The following is a 21,135-nucleotide window of genomic DNA, read 5'->3' as shown; positions in this document are numbered from 1 at the left end:
CGGCGAGGCGGCAAAACTCACAGAGGAGTGCAGTGCTGATCAAGCGCATTCTTGCCCGACTGTCCGACCAAGAGCAGCATTGGAGCATGAACCGTTCCCGCCACTGGCGCTCCCGCCTGACGGGCACCATGCTCGGCCAGCTGCAGCTCGCCACCTACGCCGCAGTGCTGCTCGGCTTCACCGGTGCCACCAGCACAGGGCTGTTGCTGAGCGAACGCAGCCGGCTGCGCGTGGGAGAAGCTGAGCTGCTGACAGCATCAGCAGCACTCGCTTTTCAGCTGGAGAGCCAAGGCGATCAGGGCGAAACGCTGATCGTGCAGGAACTTCAGAACCACTCCAGCCTGCGCACCAACCTGTGGCTGGAACAGCCGGACGGGCAGCTGATCACCCCCAGACGAGACCACCGCCCCATCCCAGCAGCACTGCTGCAAGCCGCCGCAACGGCCAATCCACAGCGGGAACAAGGCCAGTCGAATCTGATCGTGCTGCAGGAGCGGGAGTACCTCACCCTGCTGGACCGCCGTTTGCGGTCTGGTGATCTGCTCTGGAGCAGCACGGAAATCTCCGGCCTGGGCCCTGCTCAGAGCGAATTTCTGGCCTGGATGATCCTGATCTGGGGCAGCGCCCTCAGTGGCTCGTTGCTGCTGGTCAGCCTGTTGGTGAAGCGAATCACCAGACCATTGCAGGAGCTCAGCAGCCGCAGCGCCGAGCTCACTGCCGAAGGCCTGCAAACAGCCGCTCTACCGGTGCCGAGGGGACCACAGGAACTCAGCCAGCTCACACGCACCTACAACGCCCTCACCGAACGACTGGCCCAGTCCTGGAGCCAGCAGCGTCAGTTTGTGAGCGCCGTGAGCCATGAATTGCAAGCGCCACTGACCCTGGTGTCTGGATCTCTCAAACGCGTGATCCGCAAGGCACCGCAGCTGGAGGCACAGCTGGTTCAGCGCCTTCACGACGCTGAAGAAGAGACGATCGGCATGCAGCAACTGCTCAATGACCTGCTCGACCTTTCACGCAGCGATTCCGGGCGCTTGCAGGTCAAGCAGGAGCCCGTGGATCTGCGACCACTGCTCGAGGAAGTGGTGCGAGCCCAGGGATCGGCCCTGGCCCGTGAACTGACCCTGGAGCTGCCTGCAGAAGGCAGCTCCAGCATGGCGCTCGGCGATGCCGCCAGGTTGCGCCAGGTGTTGCTCAACCTGATCGAAAACGCCCACAAGTACTCACCGGCTGAGCAGCCCATCCAGCTGCGCTTGCGTTCAGGCATCAACAACCTGACGCTTGAGGTGGAAGATCGAGGCATCGGCATTCCCTTGCAGGACCAGGCCTACGTGTTCGATCGCTTTCACCGTGGCGCCAACACCACGGGGCAGAGCGGCAGCGGCGTTGGACTCTCCGTGGTGAAACTGCTGTTGGAAGCGATGGGTGGCAGCATCAAGGTGAGAAGCGAACCCGGCATGGGCAGCTGCTTTCGCATTCAATTGAGGCGAGCCCCTTGATTCCCTACCTGATCCTGGTTTCGCTGCTGGTGCCGGCCAATCTCTGGGCGTCGATCACACCGCATCTGCACAGCGATCTGAGCATGCGTGTTCTGCATGGCGTCTCGACGCTGGTGTTGCTGCCACCCCTGTTCAGCATGTGGCGTCAACGCCGGCAGATTCAACGGCTACCCGCCCTGCTGCTGGCGAGCTTTGCCGTGGTGCTGGTGGTGGTGAACAGCAAGATCACCGCCATGGGCATGGGCGTGCAGTACGGCTGGGTGGATCACCTGTTTCTGGCCATCGCCTGCATGGCCGTGCTGGCCTTCTACCTGCTCAATGAAGCGGAGGATGACCTTCCGGCGCAGGAGACGAGCACCTCCTGAGACCCAGCACAACAACGGCACCTCCGCCTTGGGCGTCCTCGATCGACACGCTGCCTGCCATGGGGTCGACCAGCGTCTGCACCACGGCCAGCCCGATACCACTGCCGGAACTTCCCTCACTGTTACGGCCACGCCGGAAACGCTCGAACACCAACTGCCGTTCTTCCACGGGGACGCCGGGGCCATGGTCGCGAACCTGCAGGAACACCCTCTCTGCTTGGCAGAGATAGCCAATCTCGACTGGAGAAGCTGGCGGACTGTATTGGCAGGCGTTGTTGAACAGATGGGCAAGACACTGCAGCACAGCATCACGATCAGCGAAGACCTCGATCAACCGGGGATCAACGCCATCAGCAGGAATCACCACAATCCGCGGCTGTGCCTGTGGATCGAGCAGCGCAATGGCCTGCTGAACCAGATCAGCAATGCAAAGAGGCTGACAATCCAGGTTCTGAGCGCTGATCTCAGCGCGGGTGATCGTCACGAGATCGGTGACCAGTTGTCCCAACCGGCGGATTTCATCCTCAACAATCAAGAGCTGTCGTCGCTGATCGTCAGTGAGGTTTTGGGCGCGGCGCATCAGCCTGCGGTTATAGCCGCCAATGATGGTGATGGGATTGCGCAGCTCATGGCTCACGCTGCTGGCGAACTGTTGCTGATGATCCAAGACGTTCGCAAGACGCTCGCGCAGATCGTTGACAGCAGCAGCCAGAGGCTTCAACTCCAGTGGTTGCTGGTCGGGCGTAAGCGGTTGATGCTGTAGAGGATTGGAGCACAACGTCTCCAACATGTCGCCAAGGCGCGTTAAGGGCTGCAATGCACGGTGAATACCACGGCGATTGAGCAGGACAGACACCAGCGCGGCCAGAACAGCGGCAAGCAGCAACAGTGCGTTGCGTTGATGCTGAAACGCCATTTCAGCAGAGACATCCTCCAGCAGATACAGGTGGAAGGGGTTGCCGTTGAGATTCACAACCCTGCTGGTGACGATGTAACTGTTGCTGCGGTTGCGGAATAGCTGAGGCCTGGATTGGTTTTGAGCCAGCTGCTCAGCCCGTTGGCGCAGATCTGCAGAGGGATCCATCAACGCAGCATCAACGGACTGCTGATCTGAAAAGTGCCCCCAAACCGCCAGATTGGAACTGGAGAAGGCGCCGAACAAACGTTGCAGCTGTTGGGGTTGACCTGCAAGCGCAACGTTGCTGCGCAGCAAGCGTTCAGCCCGCTGCATCGTGGTCAGCTGTCGCTGGTTGCGCTGCTGCTGGAACAACTGAACATTCGCCAGCACCAACAAGGCGTACCCCAGCAGCACCACCAGCACACTGGTGCGCTCCAACCGTCGCCGGATCGACGTCTGTTCAACCTCGGCGCTCACAGTGGCCTCTCTGCCGCAGCACCAGAGATCGGCAATCTTCTCAAGCCGTCAGGCGGCCAGACGGCTACGCAGGACTTGCGGATCCCCGGAACGGGACGGCAACTGCTGTTCGATCTCCAGCTCCAGCACAGGCCATTGCGGGTGCGGACGTGCCGTGAATCCTGAGCCGATGTCGTGGGGAAGTGCATCCAGCAGCACCCGATTCTGGAAAGCACCCCGGAGGTTAGGCACACCATCCAGGCCGTAGGCCGGGCCACAGCGCATCAACACCTGCCCGCGCCAGATGGAAGCTGGAGCAGAACCCACCGAATACACGATCACGCTTTCGCCGCGTGCCTGAGCATCGTCAGCGAGAGTTGCAATGGCCAGCACCGGACGGCGACCCCGCATGCGGCACGGCCAATACGCGGAGACCGGTGGATCGACCATCCAGCCATGGGCCCGTCCCAGTTCCTCGCGGATCAGCTCCAGACTGCGGCGTTGTCGCGAGCTTTCGCTCAGGCGCAGGGCCATGGCCCTGCCCAGCTGGAGATCGGCGCCGATCAAGCGCAGCAGCAGGGCAAAGAGCAAGGTGCCCAGGCTCAGAGCCAGCAGCAGCTCCACCAGCGTGAACCCCCAAGAGCCTCCTGGCTTGCATCGCCCTCGCTTCATCTCAACCCTCCTGAACCCTGGGTTTGCAGAGCGTGCTGCGGGGTGCCTCACCGAGCGCGGGAAGGTCTCCCTGATACGTGCCAACCCTGCTCACACCCAACGGCAAACTCACCACCAGGCAGCGCCCCTGATCCAGCCGCTCATGGCTGAGCACGGTGGTGCCGCCATCGAGCAGCAAGCCGTTGGCTGACACGCGAATCAGCTCCGGCAGGTTGGTGTGCACCCGAATCGGCCCCTGCTCGAAGGCCTCCTGCAAGGCCAGGTCAACCCCTGAGCAGGGCGCCAACGCAGCCGGCAACTGCTGTTGCCCTGGCTCCAGCCAGGCATCACTGCCAAGGCTGATGCCGCAGGCCTGCTGCGCACGTCTCGCCGCCAGGCGGGCCCGTTCCAGGCCCAGCTGCAAGCGCCGGGCCGCCGCATCCAGCTGCAGCCGATCACGATCAGAAGCAGCATCGGGCACGACCAATGAGGCGATGATCCCCAGAAGTGCCACCGTGACGACCAGCTCCACGAGACTGAACCCTGCGTTGACACGCTTCATGAGCGGCAGAGCCCATAGGCCGCTGGGCTGACCAGCTGGCGGCGCTGCAACAGCACCTCACCATCGACGTTCAGCGCAGACAGCTCCTGCCAGATGCCGAGCTGATCAGCATCCACAACCCATTGGCGAGTCATCCCCTGTGGCAACGGCACAGCCTGATCCAGCGCAACAGCAACAGCACTGGCATCCAGCAGGCATGGATCCAAACCAGGGATCACCAGATTGCGCTCAGCGCCGTGCTGCATCAGCCAGCGATGGCTGGCCAGCTGAATCAGCTCCAGCTGATCTGCTGTTTGCTGCAGCGTGCGGCTCTGCTGCCAGGTCGCCGTCGCCTGGCTCCAGACGCCAAGGGCCGCACTGCTGCTGCTGGCCAGGAGAATGGATGAGATCAGGACCTCCGGCAGGCTCATGACAGGGGCTCCGATCGATCACGCCCGATCAACTGCACAGCACGGATACGCAGGATCTGAGCTCCATCGGCGGCCAGCTCAAGCCTGAAGCTGGCGCGACGACCATCGGCCAAGGCCAAGCGCAAATCCCCCGAGCCGGCGGCGGGTTGCCAAGACAGCAGCTGCCATTGCTGATCAGCAACCATTCCTCTCAGCAATGATCGGGGCTCTGCGCCGGAGCATCTGTTCTGAAGCAAGCCCCAGTCATCAGAGGGCCATTGCAGCAGACAGGCATGCTGCGCACCAGTGGCCATGGTCGTAAAGGCCTGGGCCGCTGAGTGCAACTGATCGGCCGACTGATCACGCTCGATGGCCGCGTGCAAATGCAGGCGGCCCTGCAGACTGAGCGTATGAATGGAGGCGCTGCTTAGTAACAACACCGCGGAAGCAGTCAGTGCCAAGGGCAGCACAAAACCTGTTACTGCTGGCTTCGTGTTCGCGCCAGGCCACTGGCGAAATCCCGGACACAACACGGCAGAGCTTCACGACTGCACAAAGCATTCCCCCGAATGGGTGATGTGCATTGCTACCACTTCAGAAAGGATGGGGCGAGCCGAGAGAGGAGATGCAGGGATGGCTAGTTCCGCAGTGGATGCCAGCAGAGTGTTGGTTGTTGATGACGATCCGGAACTGCTGCAGTTTCTGCAGGACGAGTTCAGCCAGCAGGGGCTGGACTGCAGCAGCGCCAATTGCGGTGGCGATGCCCTGCTGATGCTGAGGCAGGAGAGCTTTGATCTGGTGGTGCTCGACTGGACCCTGCCGGATTTCGATGGCACGGAGATCTGCCTGCGACTGCGCAGCAGTGGCGACACCACGCCCGTGCTAATGCTCACCGCTCACGACGATCTGGATGATCGGGTGCAGGCACTGGATCTTGGCGTCGACGATTACCTCACCAAACCCTTCGAGCTGAAGGAATTGCACGCCCGCGTGCGCGCCCGCTTGCGCCGAGGGCAGTTCGCGAGTTCTGAACGCGCTAAAGACAGCCTCACCCTTGAAGATCTACAGATTGACCTGATTGAACATCGGGTCACACGAGGGGATCGTGAATTGGCTCTCTCTCAGCGTGAATTCGATCTGCTCGCCTACCTGGTGAAGCACAACAACGAGGTGCAGACCCGGCAAGAGATTCTGGAAGGGGTGTGGGGCAAACCCTTTGTGGGCGATCCCAACTCACTGGATGTGTACATGGGATATTTGCGCAAAAAAGTGGAAGCCAAAGGTGAACCGCAGCTGCTGCACACCGTGCGCGGCGTGGGCTTTATGGCCCGGCTGCCGCAAGCCTGAAACGCAGCTGCAGATCGGCGCCACCACCTTCAGCATCGTTGATCAGCAACTCACCCTGCATGACCTGCATCAACTCGTAGACAAGAGCCAAACCAATACCCATGCCCCGGGTGCCAGCAGAATTAACGCCGCGCTTGAAGCGCTGAAGCAGAACAGAGCGATCGCCTTCTGCGATGCCATCACCCTGGTCGATTACGTGCAAGATCAAGCCATCACAGCTCTGCTCTGTTTGCAATCGCACAATCCCCGAGCTGTAGAGAAGAGCATTACGAATCAGTGCTTGCAAACACTGCTGCACCCGCGCTGAATCAGCCCATAGAGATGGCATTAATTCGCCAGCAGGTTGAGGCAACTGAAGCCGACCATTGGAATTAGCGGAAAGCGACTCGTAAGCCAGCAGCAACTGATCATCAGGATCGAGTGATTGGTAATCAAGTTGAAGGCGACCGGAGTCGATCAGAGCCAGATCACGCAACACCCGTAGCAGATCAGCGATTCGCGCAGCTTCCGCATTGATCAGATCAGCGGAACGCTGGACAGATGCCGGGAGTGCTTCGCGCTGAAGCCGCTGACTATGGCCGGAGATCACGGTGATCGGCGTGCGTAGTTCATGGGCTACCCCATCCACAAAAGCCCGCTCTCGACGCCAGGCAGCGGCAAGGCGTTGCTGCAGGTTGTTGAAGGCGATAGCGATGGCACGCAATTCCTGCGGCTGCAGCTGGGGATCCAAAAGGTGCTCACCGAGGTTGTCGGCTTCCAGGGTCTGCAGCTGCTGGTCGAAATCATCCAATGGAACCAACAACCCACGCCGAATCACAGGCCTAAGCAACAGAGCTGTGAACAAAGTCGAAAGTCCTGCGGCTGCAACCAAAAGCAACTGCGCCAAGCGCTGTTGCTCAAGGGAACTGGTCACGTTCTGCCGAAGCTGAAGCCAACGTTGTTGACCACTGGGCAACTGCAGGAGTTGTCGACTAACCAGCCATTGCTCACCAGAAGCATCACGCTGAAGCCTGGGCTTCTGAGCTGAGCCTACCGCCAGTAACGATGCCTCCAGCCCAAAGCTGCGCAAGGGGGCTGGATCCAATTGCACCACTGCAGCCCGTTGCACCAACGACTGCACTAACCGTTGATGCTGTTGACGTCTCTGCAGCTCAGACAAAACACCGTTAAGCAGCAGCAGCACGGTGTAACCCGCCACAACCGTGAGCACCGCGGTGGACTGCAGCCAGGTGCGCAGCGAGGGTAGAGGCTGGTAGTTCAAAAGCTCAGAGCAACCCTAAGAACGTTCTTAGAGAGCTCTAGCTGTTCTTTCCTCTGCAGGCCAAACAAAGGAGAGATGCTGAATTTGTGAGCACGACATGTGCCAAAACCATTTACAAACACTGATTCAGCCATGACAACTCTCAACAGCCGCCTTCAACTGGCGATGCTCAACCGCAAGAGAGGACGCAACCTGATCGAAAAGGGCTTCACCTTGGTGGAGCTGATGATCGTGATCGTGATTGTTGGAATCCTCTCTGCTGTTGCGCTACCCAACTTCCTGAATCAAACAAGCAAAGCCAAGGCCACAGAATGCACTACGAAAGCTGGAACAATAATGGGAACAGTGGGAGCAGATGCATTAGATAGCCCAGCAGCAGGGACAGCGACGTTAAATGCACTCGTGAGTGACGCCAACGGTAAATCCGCTCTTTGTACATTTACAGCGGGAGGAACCGGAACGAGCGTAGGCGTACCTGTCAGTGGTGTATACACATTAACTGCAGTAGGAAAGTCAGGTAGTGATCTAGAAAATAAATACAGCGGAGATTTCTGTGTAAACTACGAGACTGGCAAAAAAGGGCAAGCAACATCAAATACAGCAACCGCACCAACCCCAGGCGCATCATGCTAAAGAGCTAAACAATCAGAAGAAAGAGCAAAAAGGCGATGTATCAAAAATCGCCTTTTATCAAGGCAAACTTATCTTAAACGCTTAAAACAAGTCAACATGAACCATTTAGCAAAGCGCAGACGAAAGCGAGCACGACAACTAAGCCACCATACTCAACCAGACATCAACGGATTCACTTTAACAGAGCTGATTATAGCCGTCGGAATCGTTGTAACTCTCAGCTTTATTGCAATACCGAGCTATTTCAGCCAGGCTTGTAAATCAAAAACAACAGAAGTTATATCAAGCGTCAGCTCTCTGCAAGCAATCATTTCCGCCTATATCGACGAAACAGGCGCCTACCCGACCAACTGGGACAACCTCAACAGCATCAGCGCCATCATGAGCGTCGGTGGTGAAATGACAGGAGAATTCACTGAAATATGGACACTGCCAAGTGAACACTATGAAATCACCGTCAGCGGTCCAGCAAGCTCGACGTACAACATCACTGGAGTCTCGAAAGATGGGTGTCCTAACAGAGACGTCAAAGCCTGCTTGAACGCAAGTACCGGAGCCAGCAAACTCAGCAGAGGAGATGGAACAACCAATGCAGTAGATGTCATTTGCACGTAGACCATGAAAAGCAGATTCGTAGAAACACAAAATTCATCATTAGCCCCCAATCAAGAACAAGGGATGGCCATGGTGATGGCCTTATTGATGGGAACCGTGTTGCTCGCAGGAACTACCGGCCTCATGATTCGCCAGATGATGGCTAGAAAACTTGGAGCAGCAGAGAGTTACAACCAATTAGCCGAATCTGCAGCATTGAATGGACTCAATCGCATCATCAGTGACCTGAACAAAGATGATCGTGATAACTACACAGGATTTCTGCTCACGCTTCGCAACGACTCACAGCAATGGGGTTGGTCAAACCCAAACGCTCCAGCCACAGACACCTCACCAAGTACTCAACTGGTTGAACTCTGTACCCCAGTCGAGCCATTCATCAATGCCTACCCCACGGGCACAGTGGGAAAACCACAAATCATTCCAATCAACACAAGCAACATCCGAGCCGATGGTGTCGATGGGGACATCGAAGTGGGATACCGTCTACGCAGCTACAACACCACGGCGACAGGCGGCAATGGAGAAGGCAGTTTCTACGTCGAAGGCATTGTCAAGCGTGGAGACACACTTCTGTCACGAGCGTTGCTCAAAAGGGCTCTCTACGTCAATTCGAGGGTCGTAGGGGCTGGAGATTGGGCGGTGATCAGTGGACATAACTTACGACTGAACAACACCAGCATTGACGGACCTGGATATATCTTTTACTTAACCAAATCACCTGACAATTATTCTGCCGATCAATACTCTTCACGTTGCTTTGGCTCACTGCTTAATGATGTCGGAGCCACTAACGTAAATCTTGGAGGAACAGATAGCGACAATCAGATCTGGCCAATCAATATTGATGAAACTAAGCGTGGCATCAGCGGTCTTCCGCCTGCAAATCTTTTTGAAAAAGATCGCATTAACGACACAACATCGGATTCCGACGGAGACACGATTCGAATCTGGAGTTTTGACGACAGCCCACCAGCCCCAGACGATCGCGATGGCGATGAACTCAACGACATCGACCCGTTAACCGGCGAAGAGATCCTGTATCCGCCACTCCCCTGTGGTGAGGTGATCTGCGTTCGCAATGCAGATCAAACAAATGCCAGCGACTTTCGAACGCTTGCACAAGAAGGAATCAATCTAGACCAGACCGGCGGAAAAATAAAATTAACCAAAAACGTTCTGTGCAATAATTCGGACAACTTTGACTGCCATGTTCATCTTGATCACGTCAGGTTGAGTAGTACACAATTACATTTTGAACCATCAGAGTCAGGCGCGATTGTTCTGCATCTGGATCAGCCCGTGAGCTATCCCAACAACCTGAATCTGACTCAAGCCATTCACCTATCTGGGTCAGCAGAGCTGTGTGCTGCCACGGGCAATGATTGCAGCACCAAACCAGAACAACTCGTCATCATGGCGGCAAGCGGAGAAGCACCCTCAACAGATGCCTGCTACCGCACTGAACAATCAGTGGTCTTTACAGGAGAAACCTTGCCGTATGCATTGCTCTACTTACCAACAGGAATCGTACGACCGAATAACGCCACACTCACGGGGCTGGTTTGGGCTAGCAGCATCTGCGTCCTCAAGGATGAGGACGCATTAGCCGATGAAGACACAACACCACCAAGCTTTAATTTAAAAACAGAACAGGATGGGATTTCGGTTGTTCAGAGCGCAAACAATCACTGGGGCTGGACAGAACGTTTTAATTATCCAGGCTATGGGCGCATGGTCACCCGCGCGATTCGTGGCACCAGCCTTGATGTCTTTGAACGATGGTAAACAAACAGTACATGGAAATATTCTCATCAAAAACTCAGGCGCACCACATCAAACTCTCTTGATCGCTTAGACCAATTGTCATCAGCTGAGCATTACGACAGACCAGAATAGAAAAGGAGGTTCTCAAGCAGCAATTACGTTTCGGCACACCCTGTCGAATGGCTCAGAGAAGGCTCATTCAGACACCATGAAGCAGCCATCAACCCTAAAAATATTCAGGCCTCTCAAAAGAGATGCTTCAGTGGCTGGATTCACATTGGTCGAAACGCTAGTTGCTGGCCTTGTCATCGCAGCCGTGATGACAGCTGTGGGGCGTCTGAGCGTTGCAGGCATGGCCGCCAGCCAAAATCAGTCGGCAAGAAATTCCATTGAAGCTGCGATTAATGATCACATTCAACTCCTACAAATGCAGGATTCTTATCTGACTCAGGAAGCGATTACGAGTGCTGCTGGCCTCGATAGCCCAATGGAGACTGCTTGCATCTCTCCAAGCACCTTCTTAAAAGATCACCTGCAAAAGCCAGAAATCGCAGGAGTCGTTGAGCATCCTGCTGTAGAACTTGAATGGAATGCCGATAATCCATATTTGTTAGTGGTCACCCACAGCTTCGAAGCACCTGAATCGTCCATCGGCTTGGAAAAACGCATCACAGAGCTCAATCCCAATTTTTCTTCGCAATGCTATGACCTGCAATAACACCAAGCAAAAGGGATTTAGCCTCGTTGAACTCATTGTTGGGCTGGCAATTCTAAGCACTGCATCAGCAATCACAGTTCCAATCATAACTCGAAATTGGTGGCAAGTTGATGTGGATCGTTATGCATCACAACTCGAATCAGGCATTTATGGCTTACGCGCAAAACTCGGTTCACGCAAAACCAGCTGTTCCATGATGTTTCCTGCTGCAGAAAGCTTTATGACACCAGAAACCATCACGGAATTTAGCCAAGGTAAAAACAGAACAGATTTCAAGTGTTGCGACTCCGAAATCAGCCAATTGATCGACGACACGGGCTGCATGGAGGGATATGCCGGCAACAAGCTCAGTGAGATTACGGGAAGGCCTCTCGATAACTTAAGGCTTGTGCAAAAAGAATCCGCGCCAGAATCGCAACATGTCAGAGTTGCGGTCAGCACAAGAGACTTTGGCTTTACGCCACCTGGAACAACTGCAAACGCGGGAACGCTCACGTTTTTAATTTGTCATCAAAAGGCCCTATCCAAAGGTGATCCCACCAACTGCATCCCTGGTCAAGAACGACTCAGCATTCGCTGTATACAAATTGATGGAACTGGCGCTATTGAGAGTGGCAACTGGATCAACGACACAAGCATTGCAGCGTCGAGTAATGGTCGTTGCCAAGCAACATAAGCTTGACTATCAGCGATCTCTCATAACAAATTCAGCGATAACAAATTTATGAGTCCCAACAGGATGGCAGATTGAAGGGAAGATCAAAAAGCTGGTAAAAAGAAAATGCTTTTAATCTCACCAAAAAACAAGCGTTCACACAAGAGATCAAAGGGGTTCACGATCCCAGAATTGATGGTAGGCGTTGTATCAGGAACACTGATTATGGGTGCTTCCTCCATGGCCTTGCGCTCAACACAAACACTGATCTCTGAAGGACAAGGGAAAGCAACGCTGCGACAAAATACAACCAATGGCCTTCGGTTAATGCGCTCAGAGGTTGAGCGCAGCATGAATCTCTTGGTCACGCGAACTGATACCACTGAAGGAGACGATCCAGAGATGGATCTGATGAGCAATCATGCTGATGTGGTCATGCTGTGCAAGAATAATGCAGGCAGCCAAGGATTTAAGCCGATATTTGGAATCAATATGGTCGAACTTGAAGAGCCTGTGATCTATGGCGTCAGCCTGAGTAGCAACCAACGCGGCTATTCGATTTTGAGGTGCGGAGCTGCACTGAATATGGATGGAACATATCAGGGAAGCAAATCAGGCACCAGTGAGGCAACCACTTCTGATGAGACCTTTGAATCGCAACTGTTTATCAGTCGGGTGATTGATGATATTGGAACAATCCCTTGCAGACTGGACGACTTGGCAGAAGACGAAGGCTGTCCAGCTGGGCAGCCGCTAGCCGATGTTCTCGAACAATCAGAATTCACCTTCACGCAGGGCAAAACACCAGCAAGAACCTTTCAGCAGCCAGCCATTCGAGTCCAAACTGACATCAACACCAAGCTCGTTAAGTTTATTGACCCGTACACCCTGGACGATTCCAACACAGAGGACCCTTATCAAATTTCAGCAAGTTATTTAGAAAAGACGTCCGACGTTAAATCCAGTACCAAAAAAGACCTTCACTTTGCAGCCTTTGCAAGAGCCGACAAGAGAGTGCGCTATGGATTTAACGACACCAACGGCAATCAAGGCGATGGCTATAGCGGCGGTGCTTTTTTCCAAAACATCACCAGCCGCAATGTTCGCTTTATCCTTGATGGATCAGGCTCAATGAGTGCCTGTGTGGCCTGGAGTGGCGAATATAGCAATTCATGGAGACTCTTCTATGACCCTAACAAGGGGTGGTTTTATACCAGAGAAATCTGCAGTTTCACCAGGATGGAGGCACTGCAACACGAGATGATTGACATCATTAAAAACTTACCTGACGCCACCAAGATGGGCCTTGCTGCATTCAGCACAGAAGATAATGATAACAACAAAACGTGGGCACCGAGTGAAGAAAACCTTGTGGAACTTGGACCACCTACTTCAGAAACTCGCCAATCTGCAATTGATTTTGTTCTCAGCCTCAGCGCCGGCAATCCAGGCTCTTGGGGTGGCACAATGCCATGGGACAGCCTTGATCAAGCGTTTGGAGACAGCGTCACCGACACCGTTTACTTCCTCTCTGATGGCAAACCAAATCGTGACCAAGACTCAAACGATTGGACTAATAGTGATTACGACATAGTTGCCAATTACTACGCCGGCCTTAATGCTTCACGGGTGACCAATGGCAACCGCTCGATCAAAATCAACTCCACAAGTGTTGGTCTTGACTCCCCATGGATGCAATTACTCTCAAGCAAAACCTCAGGAGAATACATCAAAGTCGATGATATTTAGATCGCAAACTCAGAGGTAAACAGAGATTTACGCAATTCAGCCAACATAAGATTCTAGCTACATCACAAAAACAAATTACATATCCGATAAAGAATATCTAGCCTATTTGAGGCGTTGAAACAGAGAAGAATGATGATGTGAGGCGAGAGTGGCTGAACAACGGACCTAAACACTTGGCACGGAATTAAATCCTAAAGCAAGATGGGGAACTTGCCTCAATAACCCGTCTTAACATCAAGGCCAAAAAGCCAACCATCCAGCGACTCTGAAGTTTTAGCCATCAGATTCAAACCACGAACGCAGAACGCATCCGAAGCGATGATCATCAAAAACAAAGAAGCTTCAAAGCGTAAACACATTGGTTGCAGACGCAAGCGCCAAGCAAGGCTTTTGCAGCCTTGCTCATAGCGACATGAAAACTTTAGCCTTTCTTTCCCCCATATCCGGCGAAAAGTGTGAAGGTGAGGTGGTATGCGCCATCGGTGCGGCACAAACATCCACCCACAGACCAGCCATGACCACATTGAACAGCCGGCTCACACTGGCCATGCTCAAGCGCAAAAATGCACGCAACATGCTTGAAAAGGGCTTCACCCTGGTGGAGCTGCTGATCGTTGTGATCATCATTGGAATTCTCTCAGGCGTAGCACTGCCGGCTTTCCTGAACCAACAAGACAAGGCCAAAGTCAATGCAGCCGAAACTCAGGTCATGAGCGCGGCTAAGAGCTGTGCTGCTCTACAAGTCACCGGCCAAGAATCTAGTTTCGAAATTCCCGAAAAAGCCGGAACCGCCACAGTGACATCAAACGCCACTGCTACCAACGGCTGCGATGCAAGTGGAGTAGGAGATATCACTTTTACATCTGTTAGCGCTGCGGGCTCTCCTTTTGAAGGGCTTGCAACACCAGCCGTAGCAACATTAAGCGAAGAGGGGGGCGTGAAACTCACACAAGCAGCAGCAAAAAATTAGTATCGGAATAGAATACAAATACAAGTCGCCATCAAGAAGCTTGAAAGCCAAAAAGGTGGCGACAAACACCAAGAAAAGCGAACAAGTCGACTATGTTGAAACCCCGAAATTGAGGCTTCGCTTCAGCTTAAATTCTTTAACATCAAAACCCACAAGCAAGCGCTGACCGATTCTTCCACAAAATCGTGACAGCGAAGAGAATGGCAACTTCACCCAGAAATATTTAAAGCAATTCAAGCAAATTTACTCACCAAAATTGCCAGAACATTCAGAACAAAACCACAAACAACGACTATAAATACGCATAAACACTTACGATATAATTCGTTGTCATGATAAGCACCTAACAGACCTCAAGGTCCAACAATTTCCGCAGCTCAACGATCAGTCAAATCATAGACTTAATCAGCAAAACCAGTTATTAATGAAATATCAACGCACAGAAGTCAAACAAATCGTCAGAGCAAACAGCAAAAATCTCACGCATACCCCGACAAACGCCTAAACACCACTACAGCGATATGCACATTGACAAAAAACACAGAAATAGCTAAAAAGAAGTATAAGCTTGTAATTCATCGACCCTTCAACTTAAAACACTAACAGATTAATCCCCTTGACTTGGCCAACCAAGCCATCCAGAAAAACATCTTCCAACCAGAGAGAGCCTGACGGGTACGTACTAATCCTGGTAATTTTTACAGGATTAATACTCGCGATTGGCGCTATGGTTATCGCTGCACGGAGTTTTGATGGATTAATTAAATCAGGTAGACAAAAACAAAAAAGCGAGGCAGTAGACATTGCTGAAATAGGAGTAAATAATATTCTGGATGAATTAAACAGCAATTATCCTTCACTATTAACGGTCAACTGCAAAGTAGAGAACAACAGTGTTTCTGAGCAGTTTAATAAACCTTACTGCACGGGTTGGGATCAATTTACTTTAGGGAAATTCGGAGGGCCAACTAGCACTTGCCCCGGTCGATCAACTAAACCCTGGCAGATTATTGATGATCAATCTGAAACGCTATACAAGACAATAAACAATAATAGTGGGGCTTATCGATTAAGGAATTACGAATTTCTGGGTGATCAGAGTCAGGGTGGAACCGCAATCATTCAGGTACAAGGGCAACAATTCAAAAAAGGGGATACAAGCAGTCTGGCAGCCTCGGCAATCCTCGAGCAGGAGGTAACGATCGTACCTAAATGTTGCAACAAAGCTCCCTATGCAGCCTGCTCATCTTCTGGATGGGGGTATGGCTTGGCAACGAAAAATATCGCACTGCAACTCGGCGATATCATCGACGAAGTTCGCCCTACAACTCCAAGCGGGGCCAATGTTCATTGTGTGAATTGTGACGAGCCACCTCCGGAAAAATGTGAACCATGGACGAGTGCTGGGCAAAAAATCACTGTTGACTGTTCAGCTTTTAATCAAGAAAGTCTCGATGAGCAATTGACTGGAGCAGGTGTCATTGACGGGGAACGTTCAAGCGGAGAAATTGATTTTCCTACAGCACCGACCTGGGAGGATATACGAGACGCAGACGGAAAGGAACTGCCTGACAATTTAAAAAATTTAGAACCTTGGAGTTTATATTATCAAGCTGTCACAATCGGGCATGACTCAGAGCCTGGGAATTTTCATCCAGAACACTGTATTACAGTTACCGAAACGTCTACCAATAAAAAAACGACTCATTGCAGAATCCTAAACATTAATGCTTCAGGCACAACCACACTAACCGTCAAACCCCAAATAGGTGGAAAAATTATATTTTACATGGAAGGTCAACAAATTAATCTGTCTGGAGAAAACAGCTTTAAGTGTTATATCGAAGACCCAGTAACCGGAGAGGAATTACCTTGCGAGTTTGGGCAATTTGTCATTTACGGTGGAGCGAGTACATACACGGGACAATGGCCTAGCATTCCGGATACTACACAATATGCTTGCGGGCAGAAAGATTTCAACCTATCTGGTGGTGGAGCGATAGACGCATTTTTACACATGCCATGCTTTAATGTTAATTTGAGCGGAGGCAATGAAACATATCCGATCACCATCAAGGGCGCGGTCATTGCCAATGATTACGACACTACGGGGGATTACGCAAGATTAATCGTTCCCACAGGTGCAGGATCAATCATCTGCAACAATTACAAAATCTGCTCAAGTGGAAGCAGCAAAATGGAATTTATCGCCCTTGGTAGTAATCGCTGGTCACTCATTCAAATGAATAGTAAAGATAATGATTGATTTAAACACAGAACGGTCACAGCTGGGGCTCACTTTTGTTGAACTAGTGATAGCTGTGACGATCCTAGGAATACTTTCAAGCATTGCCTTGGTCAATCTGTCATCCTCATGGAAAAATAATCGACTTCTGTCAAGCACAAGAGAGTTGGAGAATTGGCTCAGCACTCAGCGGAGTTATGCGATGACTCATGGTCTCACCTGCCGAATCGTGATTGATGAGAATTCCAAACAACTCTTCAGCAGAATGGATGTTGATAACAGCAACACTCCATGCAGCATTGATTCCTCAAATCCGAACGACTCCTCTTTTGATTTGTCTAAAAGCTTTGGCGACGGCAGTGAAAAAGTCGCACTGAGTCTTAACCCACCGCCCGAAAAAGGTCATACCACTCGGGTCATCCGCTTACAACACCAAGGATTCAGTCAAGACAATCAACTCAATGCACTAGGTGAATTAAAAGATGGGAACATCAATGATGGCGTACTTGAACTAAAAATTCAACACGAAGATCTTGATCAACAACGCTGTATCAGAATACTTTCACCAATCGGCATGATTCGTGATGGTCGTGCAGAAAAAGGACGCTCAGATTGTGATTATGACAAATCATTCTAACGAATCACCAAGCAGTTTCGATCCAATGGTCCACTCTGAATCAGGGTTGACCTTGGTTGAATTATTGGTCGCCTCGTTAATTGCTGGCATCGTGTCAACATTAACATGGAACATCTTGATCCAAAATGCCAAAGGCGACGCACGCGCTGAATTCAGACGAAGGCTTCATCAGGATTGGCAGCAGGCAACATCATTGATTCAATCAGAGATTGCTCTTAGTGATGTAATCAAGTCGCAAAGCCTTTCACAGGAAGACGTCGAAGCCACTGGCTGCGCACTCCTACAAGACCAAAGTGCACGATTGAAGCTGAAAATGCACCTCCTTGGAACATTGCCGGAAATCATCTATGGTGTCCGTAAAATCAGCTCCCTGCCGGTTGATTACTCCAAGAAGCTATTGGGAGGCCCAGATGCAGGGGTGTTGATACGTTGTGGGCCTCGGATGACAATTAGCAAAAAAGGAAGAATCGAATATATCCAAGGGAATTATCAACAATCAATCGTCCTGGACAATCTTGACTTATCGGAACATGATGGTCTTGATATTCTTGATAGAATAACTAGTCCTGACGGGAAAACAAGTCAAAAATTTGTAGATTTTTCATTAAGCATGATAGAAAATTCAAGCGAAGCTAACGACAGAGAAATACGAACAAAAACATTCAACAGCGGTGGCGTATCACGAATCAACGAAGTGCCGCCGATCCCCAGTGATCAATCAGTCTGCGAAGCAATTTGTCGAATCCAAGATGTTGAATGCGGAAATAACGTAGTCACACTCCTCAAAGCTGATGAAAGCTTTCACGTGGCAGGTGGGCGTGAGGAACCAGCCTTTGGCACTGAAACAATCTGCACCAATCGTCCATACTCGTACAGTCAAGGTATACAAGGGGCCAACGGTAATTATGTGCTGGATGGCAACCCAACGCCCAGTCGAACTAATCCATCTCGAGTCACACTGATTGGTGGACAACAAGGTCGTAATATTCTGCTTGGCTCACCAGCCGATGACGTCATGAAGGGTGGCGAAAAGCATGATGCACTGATCGGACGGGGTGGCAATGATCAACTTGATGGAAACGACGGTAATGACAGTTTCCTTCCATGGTCCGATACCTCACAAGAAAACGGAAGCACCATTTCAGTGAACGGGGGTAAAGGATTTGATCGTGTCTATCTCAAAGGCGATCAAAAAACTTATCGACTGGCTGGTGGCTGTGATGACAAGACGTGCGAAGTGCGCTTGAGCGGAAACGATAACGTCATCCTCAATCTGATAAGTGTGGAGCAAATCATCTTCAACAATGGTATAACGACCTTGAAATAAATATGGGGATCTACACGTTTCCAAATCGCTCATCAATTTGCGAACCACAAGCTGGATTCAGCTTGATTGAGGTTTTAGTGGCATTCACAATATTACTCATCGTGCTTGCGGGAGTATTTGAGTTGCGATTAAGCAGTATTCGTCGAACTGAGGAAACTGGAACCCGCAATCAAATCCAGGACTTGATTCGCATCGACATTGCCCTTGTCCGCAAAAAAGCACTTCAATGGCAATGCCAATCAGGACCATCGTGCAGTGGAACCCAACCCCAGACCGCTCAATATCAACCAACGCGCTATATGAATTCATATTGTTCTGAAACGATCAACGATCAACTGGGGCATTTTCTAACCGACGAAGGCATTAACGACAAGACGATTGAAAACAACGAGCAAAACATCAACATTTCCAGAACGATCAACATCAATGGCAAACAAATTGATATCACCTACCTCGGCTCTTCAGGAAAGCAGACCATCAGCAAAAACATCTCTCTCCTGCCTGAGGCGATCAGCTGGTGCGGCTGATCAAAGTGTGATCAACCGAAGCTATGGATCAATTCGCGTGATTCAGTTTCAGCACCGCCATGAAAGCCTCCTGGGGCACATCCACCTTACCCATGGCCTTCATGCGCTTCTTGCCTTTGGCCTGTTTTTTCAGCAGCTTCTTCTTGCGCGAAATGTCACCGCCGTAGCACTTGGCCAGCACGTCTTTGCGCATCGCACTGATGCTGGTGGAAGCAATGATGCGACTACCAATTGATGCCTGCAGGGGAATCTTGAACTGCTGGCGGGGAATCAGCTCCTTGAGCTTTTCCACCAAACCCTTACCCACGTTGTAGGCCTTGTCGCGGTGCACGATGGTGGTCAGCGGGTCAGCCCGTTCACCATTGATCAACACATCGAGGCGTACCAGTTCGTTTTTGCGATAACCGATCAGGTGATATTCCATCGAGGCATAGCCCTGGGTGCGCGTCTTCATCTGATCGAAGAAGTCGGTCACCACTTCAGCCAGCGGTAGTTCATAGATCAGCGTCACCCGGTCGGTGGTGATGTACTTCATATCGATATACTCACCTCGACGCTCCTGGCAGAGGCCCATCAACGTACCGTTGTAGTCATTAGGTGCATAGATCTCCATGCGCACGTAAGGCTCTTCGATGGATTCACGCTTCTGCGGATCGGGAAGCGTGGCGGGGTTATCCACCATCTCTTCAGTGCCGTCAATCATGTTCACCTGATAAATCACCGACGGTGCGGTAACGATCAGATCAAGGTCGTATTCGCGCTCCAGGCGTTCCTGCACGATTTCCATGTGCAGCAAACCAAGGAAGCCACAACGAAACCCGAAACCCATGGCACTGCTGGTTTCAGGCTCGAACTTGAGTGCAGCATCCGAGAGCTGCAGCTTGTCGAGCGCTTCACGCAGATCGGGATACTGATCCGCTTCAGTAGGGAACAGACCGCAGAACACCATCGGCTTGGCCTCGGTGTAACCGGGCAGCGGCTCATCCGCCGGAGCATTCAGCAAAGTAATGGTGTCACCCACACGGGCATCGGCCACGGCCTTGATCGATGCAGCCAGATACCCCACCTCACCAGCGTGCAGCTCATCAACTTTGCGCTGGTCAGGGGCCATCACGCCCACTTCATCGAGCTCATAGACCTTCTTGCTTTCCATCAACAGGACCTTGTCCTTGCAATTGATCCGGCCGCTCATCACCCGGAAATACACAATCACCCCCCGGTAGGGGTCGTAATAGGAATCAAAGATCAGCGCCTTGGTGGGCTCATCCACCGCATCGGCAGGCGGCGGCACCTTATCGACCACTTCTCGAAGAATCTCGGGAACACCAAGCCCTGTCTTGGCTGAACAGGGAATGGCATTGCTGCAATCCAGCCCGATGATCGCTTCGATCTCTTCCTTAATCCGATCGGGGTCCGCTCCTGGCAGGTCGATCTTGTTCAGCACCGGAATGATCTCCAGATCGTTTTCCAGGGCCAGGTACACGTTGGCCAGCGTCTGAGCTTCGACGCCCTGGCTGGCATCCACCACAAGCAGGGCACCTTCGCAGGCCTGCAGGCTGCGGCTCACCTCATAGGAGAAGTCCACGTGACCAGGGGTATCGATCAGGTTGAGGGTGTAGGTCTCACCATCAGCAGCGGTGTACTTCATCCGCGCGGCCTGGAGCTTGATCGTGATCCCCCGCTCCCGCTCCAGATCCATGTTGTCCAGAAACTGCTCCTGCATGTCCCTGTTGGCCACCGTGCCTGTGTCCTGCAGCAAACGGTCGGCCAGGGTCGACTTGCCGTGGTCGATATGGGCAATGATGCAGAAATTACGGATCCGTGAGACGGGAGCGTCGGTCATGCGGTTGGCGGTCTCCCGTCG

The 21,135-nt window shown here is 52.2% G+C and carries 21 protein-coding genes and 1 pseudogene; 15 read left to right on the top strand and 7 right to left on the bottom strand.

Annotated features, from left to right (window positions below; translation table 11 throughout):
• The first annotated feature begins 86 nt into the window (after positions 1-86).
• Complete coding sequence (locus SynBIOSE41_RS03490) at positions 87-1,499, top strand: HAMP domain-containing sensor histidine kinase (protein ID WP_186539618.1); 1,413 nt, start codon at positions 87-89, stop codon at positions 1,497-1,499.
• Positions 1,496-1,864: a hypothetical protein gene (locus SynBIOSE41_RS03485; RefSeq protein ID WP_186539617.1), complete on the top strand. Its 369-nt coding sequence runs from the start codon at positions 1,496-1,498 to the stop codon at positions 1,862-1,864. Before SynBIOSE41_RS03490 ends, SynBIOSE41_RS03485 begins: the two co-directional genes overlap by 4 nt.
• On the opposite strand, the gene SynBIOSE41_RS03480 is transcribed toward SynBIOSE41_RS03485, so the two are convergent.
• The 5 genes from SynBIOSE41_RS03480 to SynBIOSE41_RS03460 are packed head-to-tail and all read right to left on the bottom strand — an operon-like array spanning position 1,815 to position 5,290.
• Complete coding sequence (locus tag SynBIOSE41_RS03480) at positions 1,815-3,239, bottom strand: sensor histidine kinase KdpD (RefSeq protein WP_186539616.1); 1,425 nt, start codon at positions 3,237-3,239, stop codon at positions 1,815-1,817. The two genes, SynBIOSE41_RS03485 and SynBIOSE41_RS03480, sit on opposite strands and share 50 nt — an antisense overlap.
• Before the next feature lie 48 nt (positions 3,240-3,287).
• On the bottom strand, positions 3,288-3,890 hold the full coding sequence (locus SynBIOSE41_RS03475) for a prepilin-type cleavage/methylation domain-containing protein (RefSeq protein ID WP_186539615.1): 603 nt from the start codon (positions 3,888-3,890) through the stop codon (positions 3,288-3,290).
• A 1-nt stretch (position 3,891) separates the two neighbouring features.
• Complete coding sequence (locus tag SynBIOSE41_RS03470) at positions 3,892-4,431, bottom strand: Tfp pilus assembly protein FimT/FimU (RefSeq protein ID WP_186539614.1); 540 nt, start codon at positions 4,429-4,431, stop codon at positions 3,892-3,894.
• Positions 4,428-4,841, bottom strand: coding sequence for a hypothetical protein (locus SynBIOSE41_RS03465; protein ID WP_186539613.1), 414 nt, complete (start codon positions 4,839-4,841; stop codon positions 4,428-4,430). Before SynBIOSE41_RS03465 ends, SynBIOSE41_RS03470 begins: the two co-directional genes overlap by 4 nt.
• Entirely contained in the window at positions 4,838-5,290 is a 453-nt protein-coding gene (locus SynBIOSE41_RS03460) for a hypothetical protein (protein ID WP_186540758.1), read from the bottom strand. The genes SynBIOSE41_RS03465 and SynBIOSE41_RS03460 overlap by 4 nt, the downstream gene beginning before the upstream one ends.
• Before the next feature lie 163 nt (positions 5,291-5,453).
• On the opposite strand from SynBIOSE41_RS03460, the gene SynBIOSE41_RS03455 reads away from it, so the two are divergent.
• Positions 5,454-6,167 (top strand): response regulator transcription factor, encoded by a 714-nt coding sequence (locus tag SynBIOSE41_RS03455; protein WP_186539612.1) that lies wholly within the window; start codon positions 5,454-5,456, stop codon positions 6,165-6,167.
• On the opposite strand, the gene SynBIOSE41_RS03450 is transcribed toward SynBIOSE41_RS03455, so the two are convergent.
• Complete coding sequence (locus SynBIOSE41_RS03450; protein WP_186539611.1) at positions 6,142-7,428, bottom strand: sensor histidine kinase KdpD; 1,287 nt, start codon at positions 7,426-7,428, stop codon at positions 6,142-6,144. The genes SynBIOSE41_RS03455 and SynBIOSE41_RS03450 overlap by 26 nt on opposite strands.
• 132 nt (positions 7,429-7,560) lie before the next feature.
• Here SynBIOSE41_RS03450 and SynBIOSE41_RS18260 point away from each other — a divergent pair, with 132 nt between their 5' ends.
• The 12 genes and pseudogenes from SynBIOSE41_RS18260 (at position 7,561) to SynBIOSE41_RS03395 (ending at position 19,271) form a co-directional block, all read left to right on the top strand.
• On the top strand, positions 7,561-8,061 hold the full coding sequence (locus SynBIOSE41_RS18260; RefSeq protein WP_186539610.1) for a type IV pilin protein: 501 nt from the start codon (positions 7,561-7,563) through the stop codon (positions 8,059-8,061).
• Between the two features lie 96 nt (positions 8,062-8,157).
• On the top strand, positions 8,158-8,676 hold the full coding sequence (locus tag SynBIOSE41_RS03440; protein ID WP_186539609.1) for a type IV pilin protein: 519 nt from the start codon (positions 8,158-8,160) through the stop codon (positions 8,674-8,676).
• Positions 8,677-8,679: 3 nt separating this feature from the next.
• A complete protein-coding gene (locus SynBIOSE41_RS03435; RefSeq protein ID WP_186539608.1) occupies positions 8,680-10,464 on the top strand; it encodes a hypothetical protein in 1,785 nt (594 codons plus the stop codon).
• Between the two features lie 187 nt (positions 10,465-10,651).
• Positions 10,652-11,161, top strand: a complete 510-nt coding sequence (locus SynBIOSE41_RS03430) for a hypothetical protein (protein ID WP_186539607.1) — start codon at positions 10,652-10,654, stop codon at positions 11,159-11,161.
• Entirely contained in the window at positions 11,148-11,837 is a 690-nt protein-coding gene (locus SynBIOSE41_RS03425) for a Tfp pilus assembly protein FimT/FimU (RefSeq protein ID WP_186539606.1), read from the top strand. The genes SynBIOSE41_RS03430 and SynBIOSE41_RS03425 overlap by 14 nt, the downstream gene beginning before the upstream one ends.
• Positions 11,838-12,056: 219 nt before the next feature.
• Positions 12,057-13,565 (top strand): VWA domain-containing protein, encoded by a 1,509-nt coding sequence (locus SynBIOSE41_RS03420; protein WP_255475927.1) that lies wholly within the window; start codon positions 12,057-12,059, stop codon positions 13,563-13,565.
• A gap of 358 nt (positions 13,566-13,923) precedes the next feature.
• Positions 13,924-14,535, top strand: coding sequence for a prepilin-type N-terminal cleavage/methylation domain-containing protein (locus SynBIOSE41_RS18255; protein ID WP_304623149.1), 612 nt, complete (start codon positions 13,924-13,926; stop codon positions 14,533-14,535).
• A gap of 616 nt (positions 14,536-15,151) precedes the next feature.
• On the top strand, positions 15,152-16,801 hold the full coding sequence (locus SynBIOSE41_RS03410; protein ID WP_186539604.1) for a hypothetical protein: 1,650 nt from the start codon (positions 15,152-15,154) through the stop codon (positions 16,799-16,801).
• A pseudogene (locus tag SynBIOSE41_RS18295) lies at positions 16,794-16,883 on the top strand (prepilin-type N-terminal cleavage/methylation domain-containing protein); the annotation flags it as partial. The gene SynBIOSE41_RS03410 and the pseudogene SynBIOSE41_RS18295, both read left to right, overlap by 8 nt.
• A gap of 99 nt (positions 16,884-16,982) precedes the next feature.
• A complete protein-coding gene (locus tag SynBIOSE41_RS03405; protein ID WP_255475926.1) occupies positions 16,983-17,417 on the top strand; it encodes a hypothetical protein in 435 nt (144 codons plus the stop codon).
• The gene (locus SynBIOSE41_RS03400; RefSeq protein ID WP_186539602.1) at positions 17,365-18,744 is read left to right on the top strand and encodes a prepilin-type N-terminal cleavage/methylation domain-containing protein; all 1,380 of its coding nucleotides are present in this window, start codon (positions 17,365-17,367) and stop codon (positions 18,742-18,744) included. The genes SynBIOSE41_RS03405 and SynBIOSE41_RS03400 overlap by 53 nt, the downstream gene beginning before the upstream one ends.
• A gap of 2 nt (positions 18,745-18,746) precedes the next feature.
• Complete coding sequence (locus tag SynBIOSE41_RS03395; protein ID WP_186539601.1) at positions 18,747-19,271, top strand: prepilin-type N-terminal cleavage/methylation domain-containing protein; 525 nt, start codon at positions 18,747-18,749, stop codon at positions 19,269-19,271.
• 28 nt (positions 19,272-19,299) lie between these two features.
• Here SynBIOSE41_RS03395 and lepA read toward each other — a convergent pair whose 3' ends face one another.
• The gene (gene lepA, locus SynBIOSE41_RS03390) at positions 19,300-21,114 is read right to left on the bottom strand and encodes a translation elongation factor 4 (RefSeq protein ID WP_186539600.1); all 1,815 of its coding nucleotides are present in this window, start codon (positions 21,112-21,114) and stop codon (positions 19,300-19,302) included.
• Positions 21,115-21,135: the final 21 nt, after the last annotated feature.

The sequence above is a fragment of the Synechococcus sp. BIOS-E4-1 genome, from assembly GCF_014279995.1.
Classification (GTDB): Bacteria; Cyanobacteriota; Cyanobacteriia; order PCC-6307; family Cyanobiaceae; genus Synechococcus_C.
Note: the sequence above shows the minus strand (reverse complement) of the source record. Positions and strands in the feature narration are given on the sequence as shown.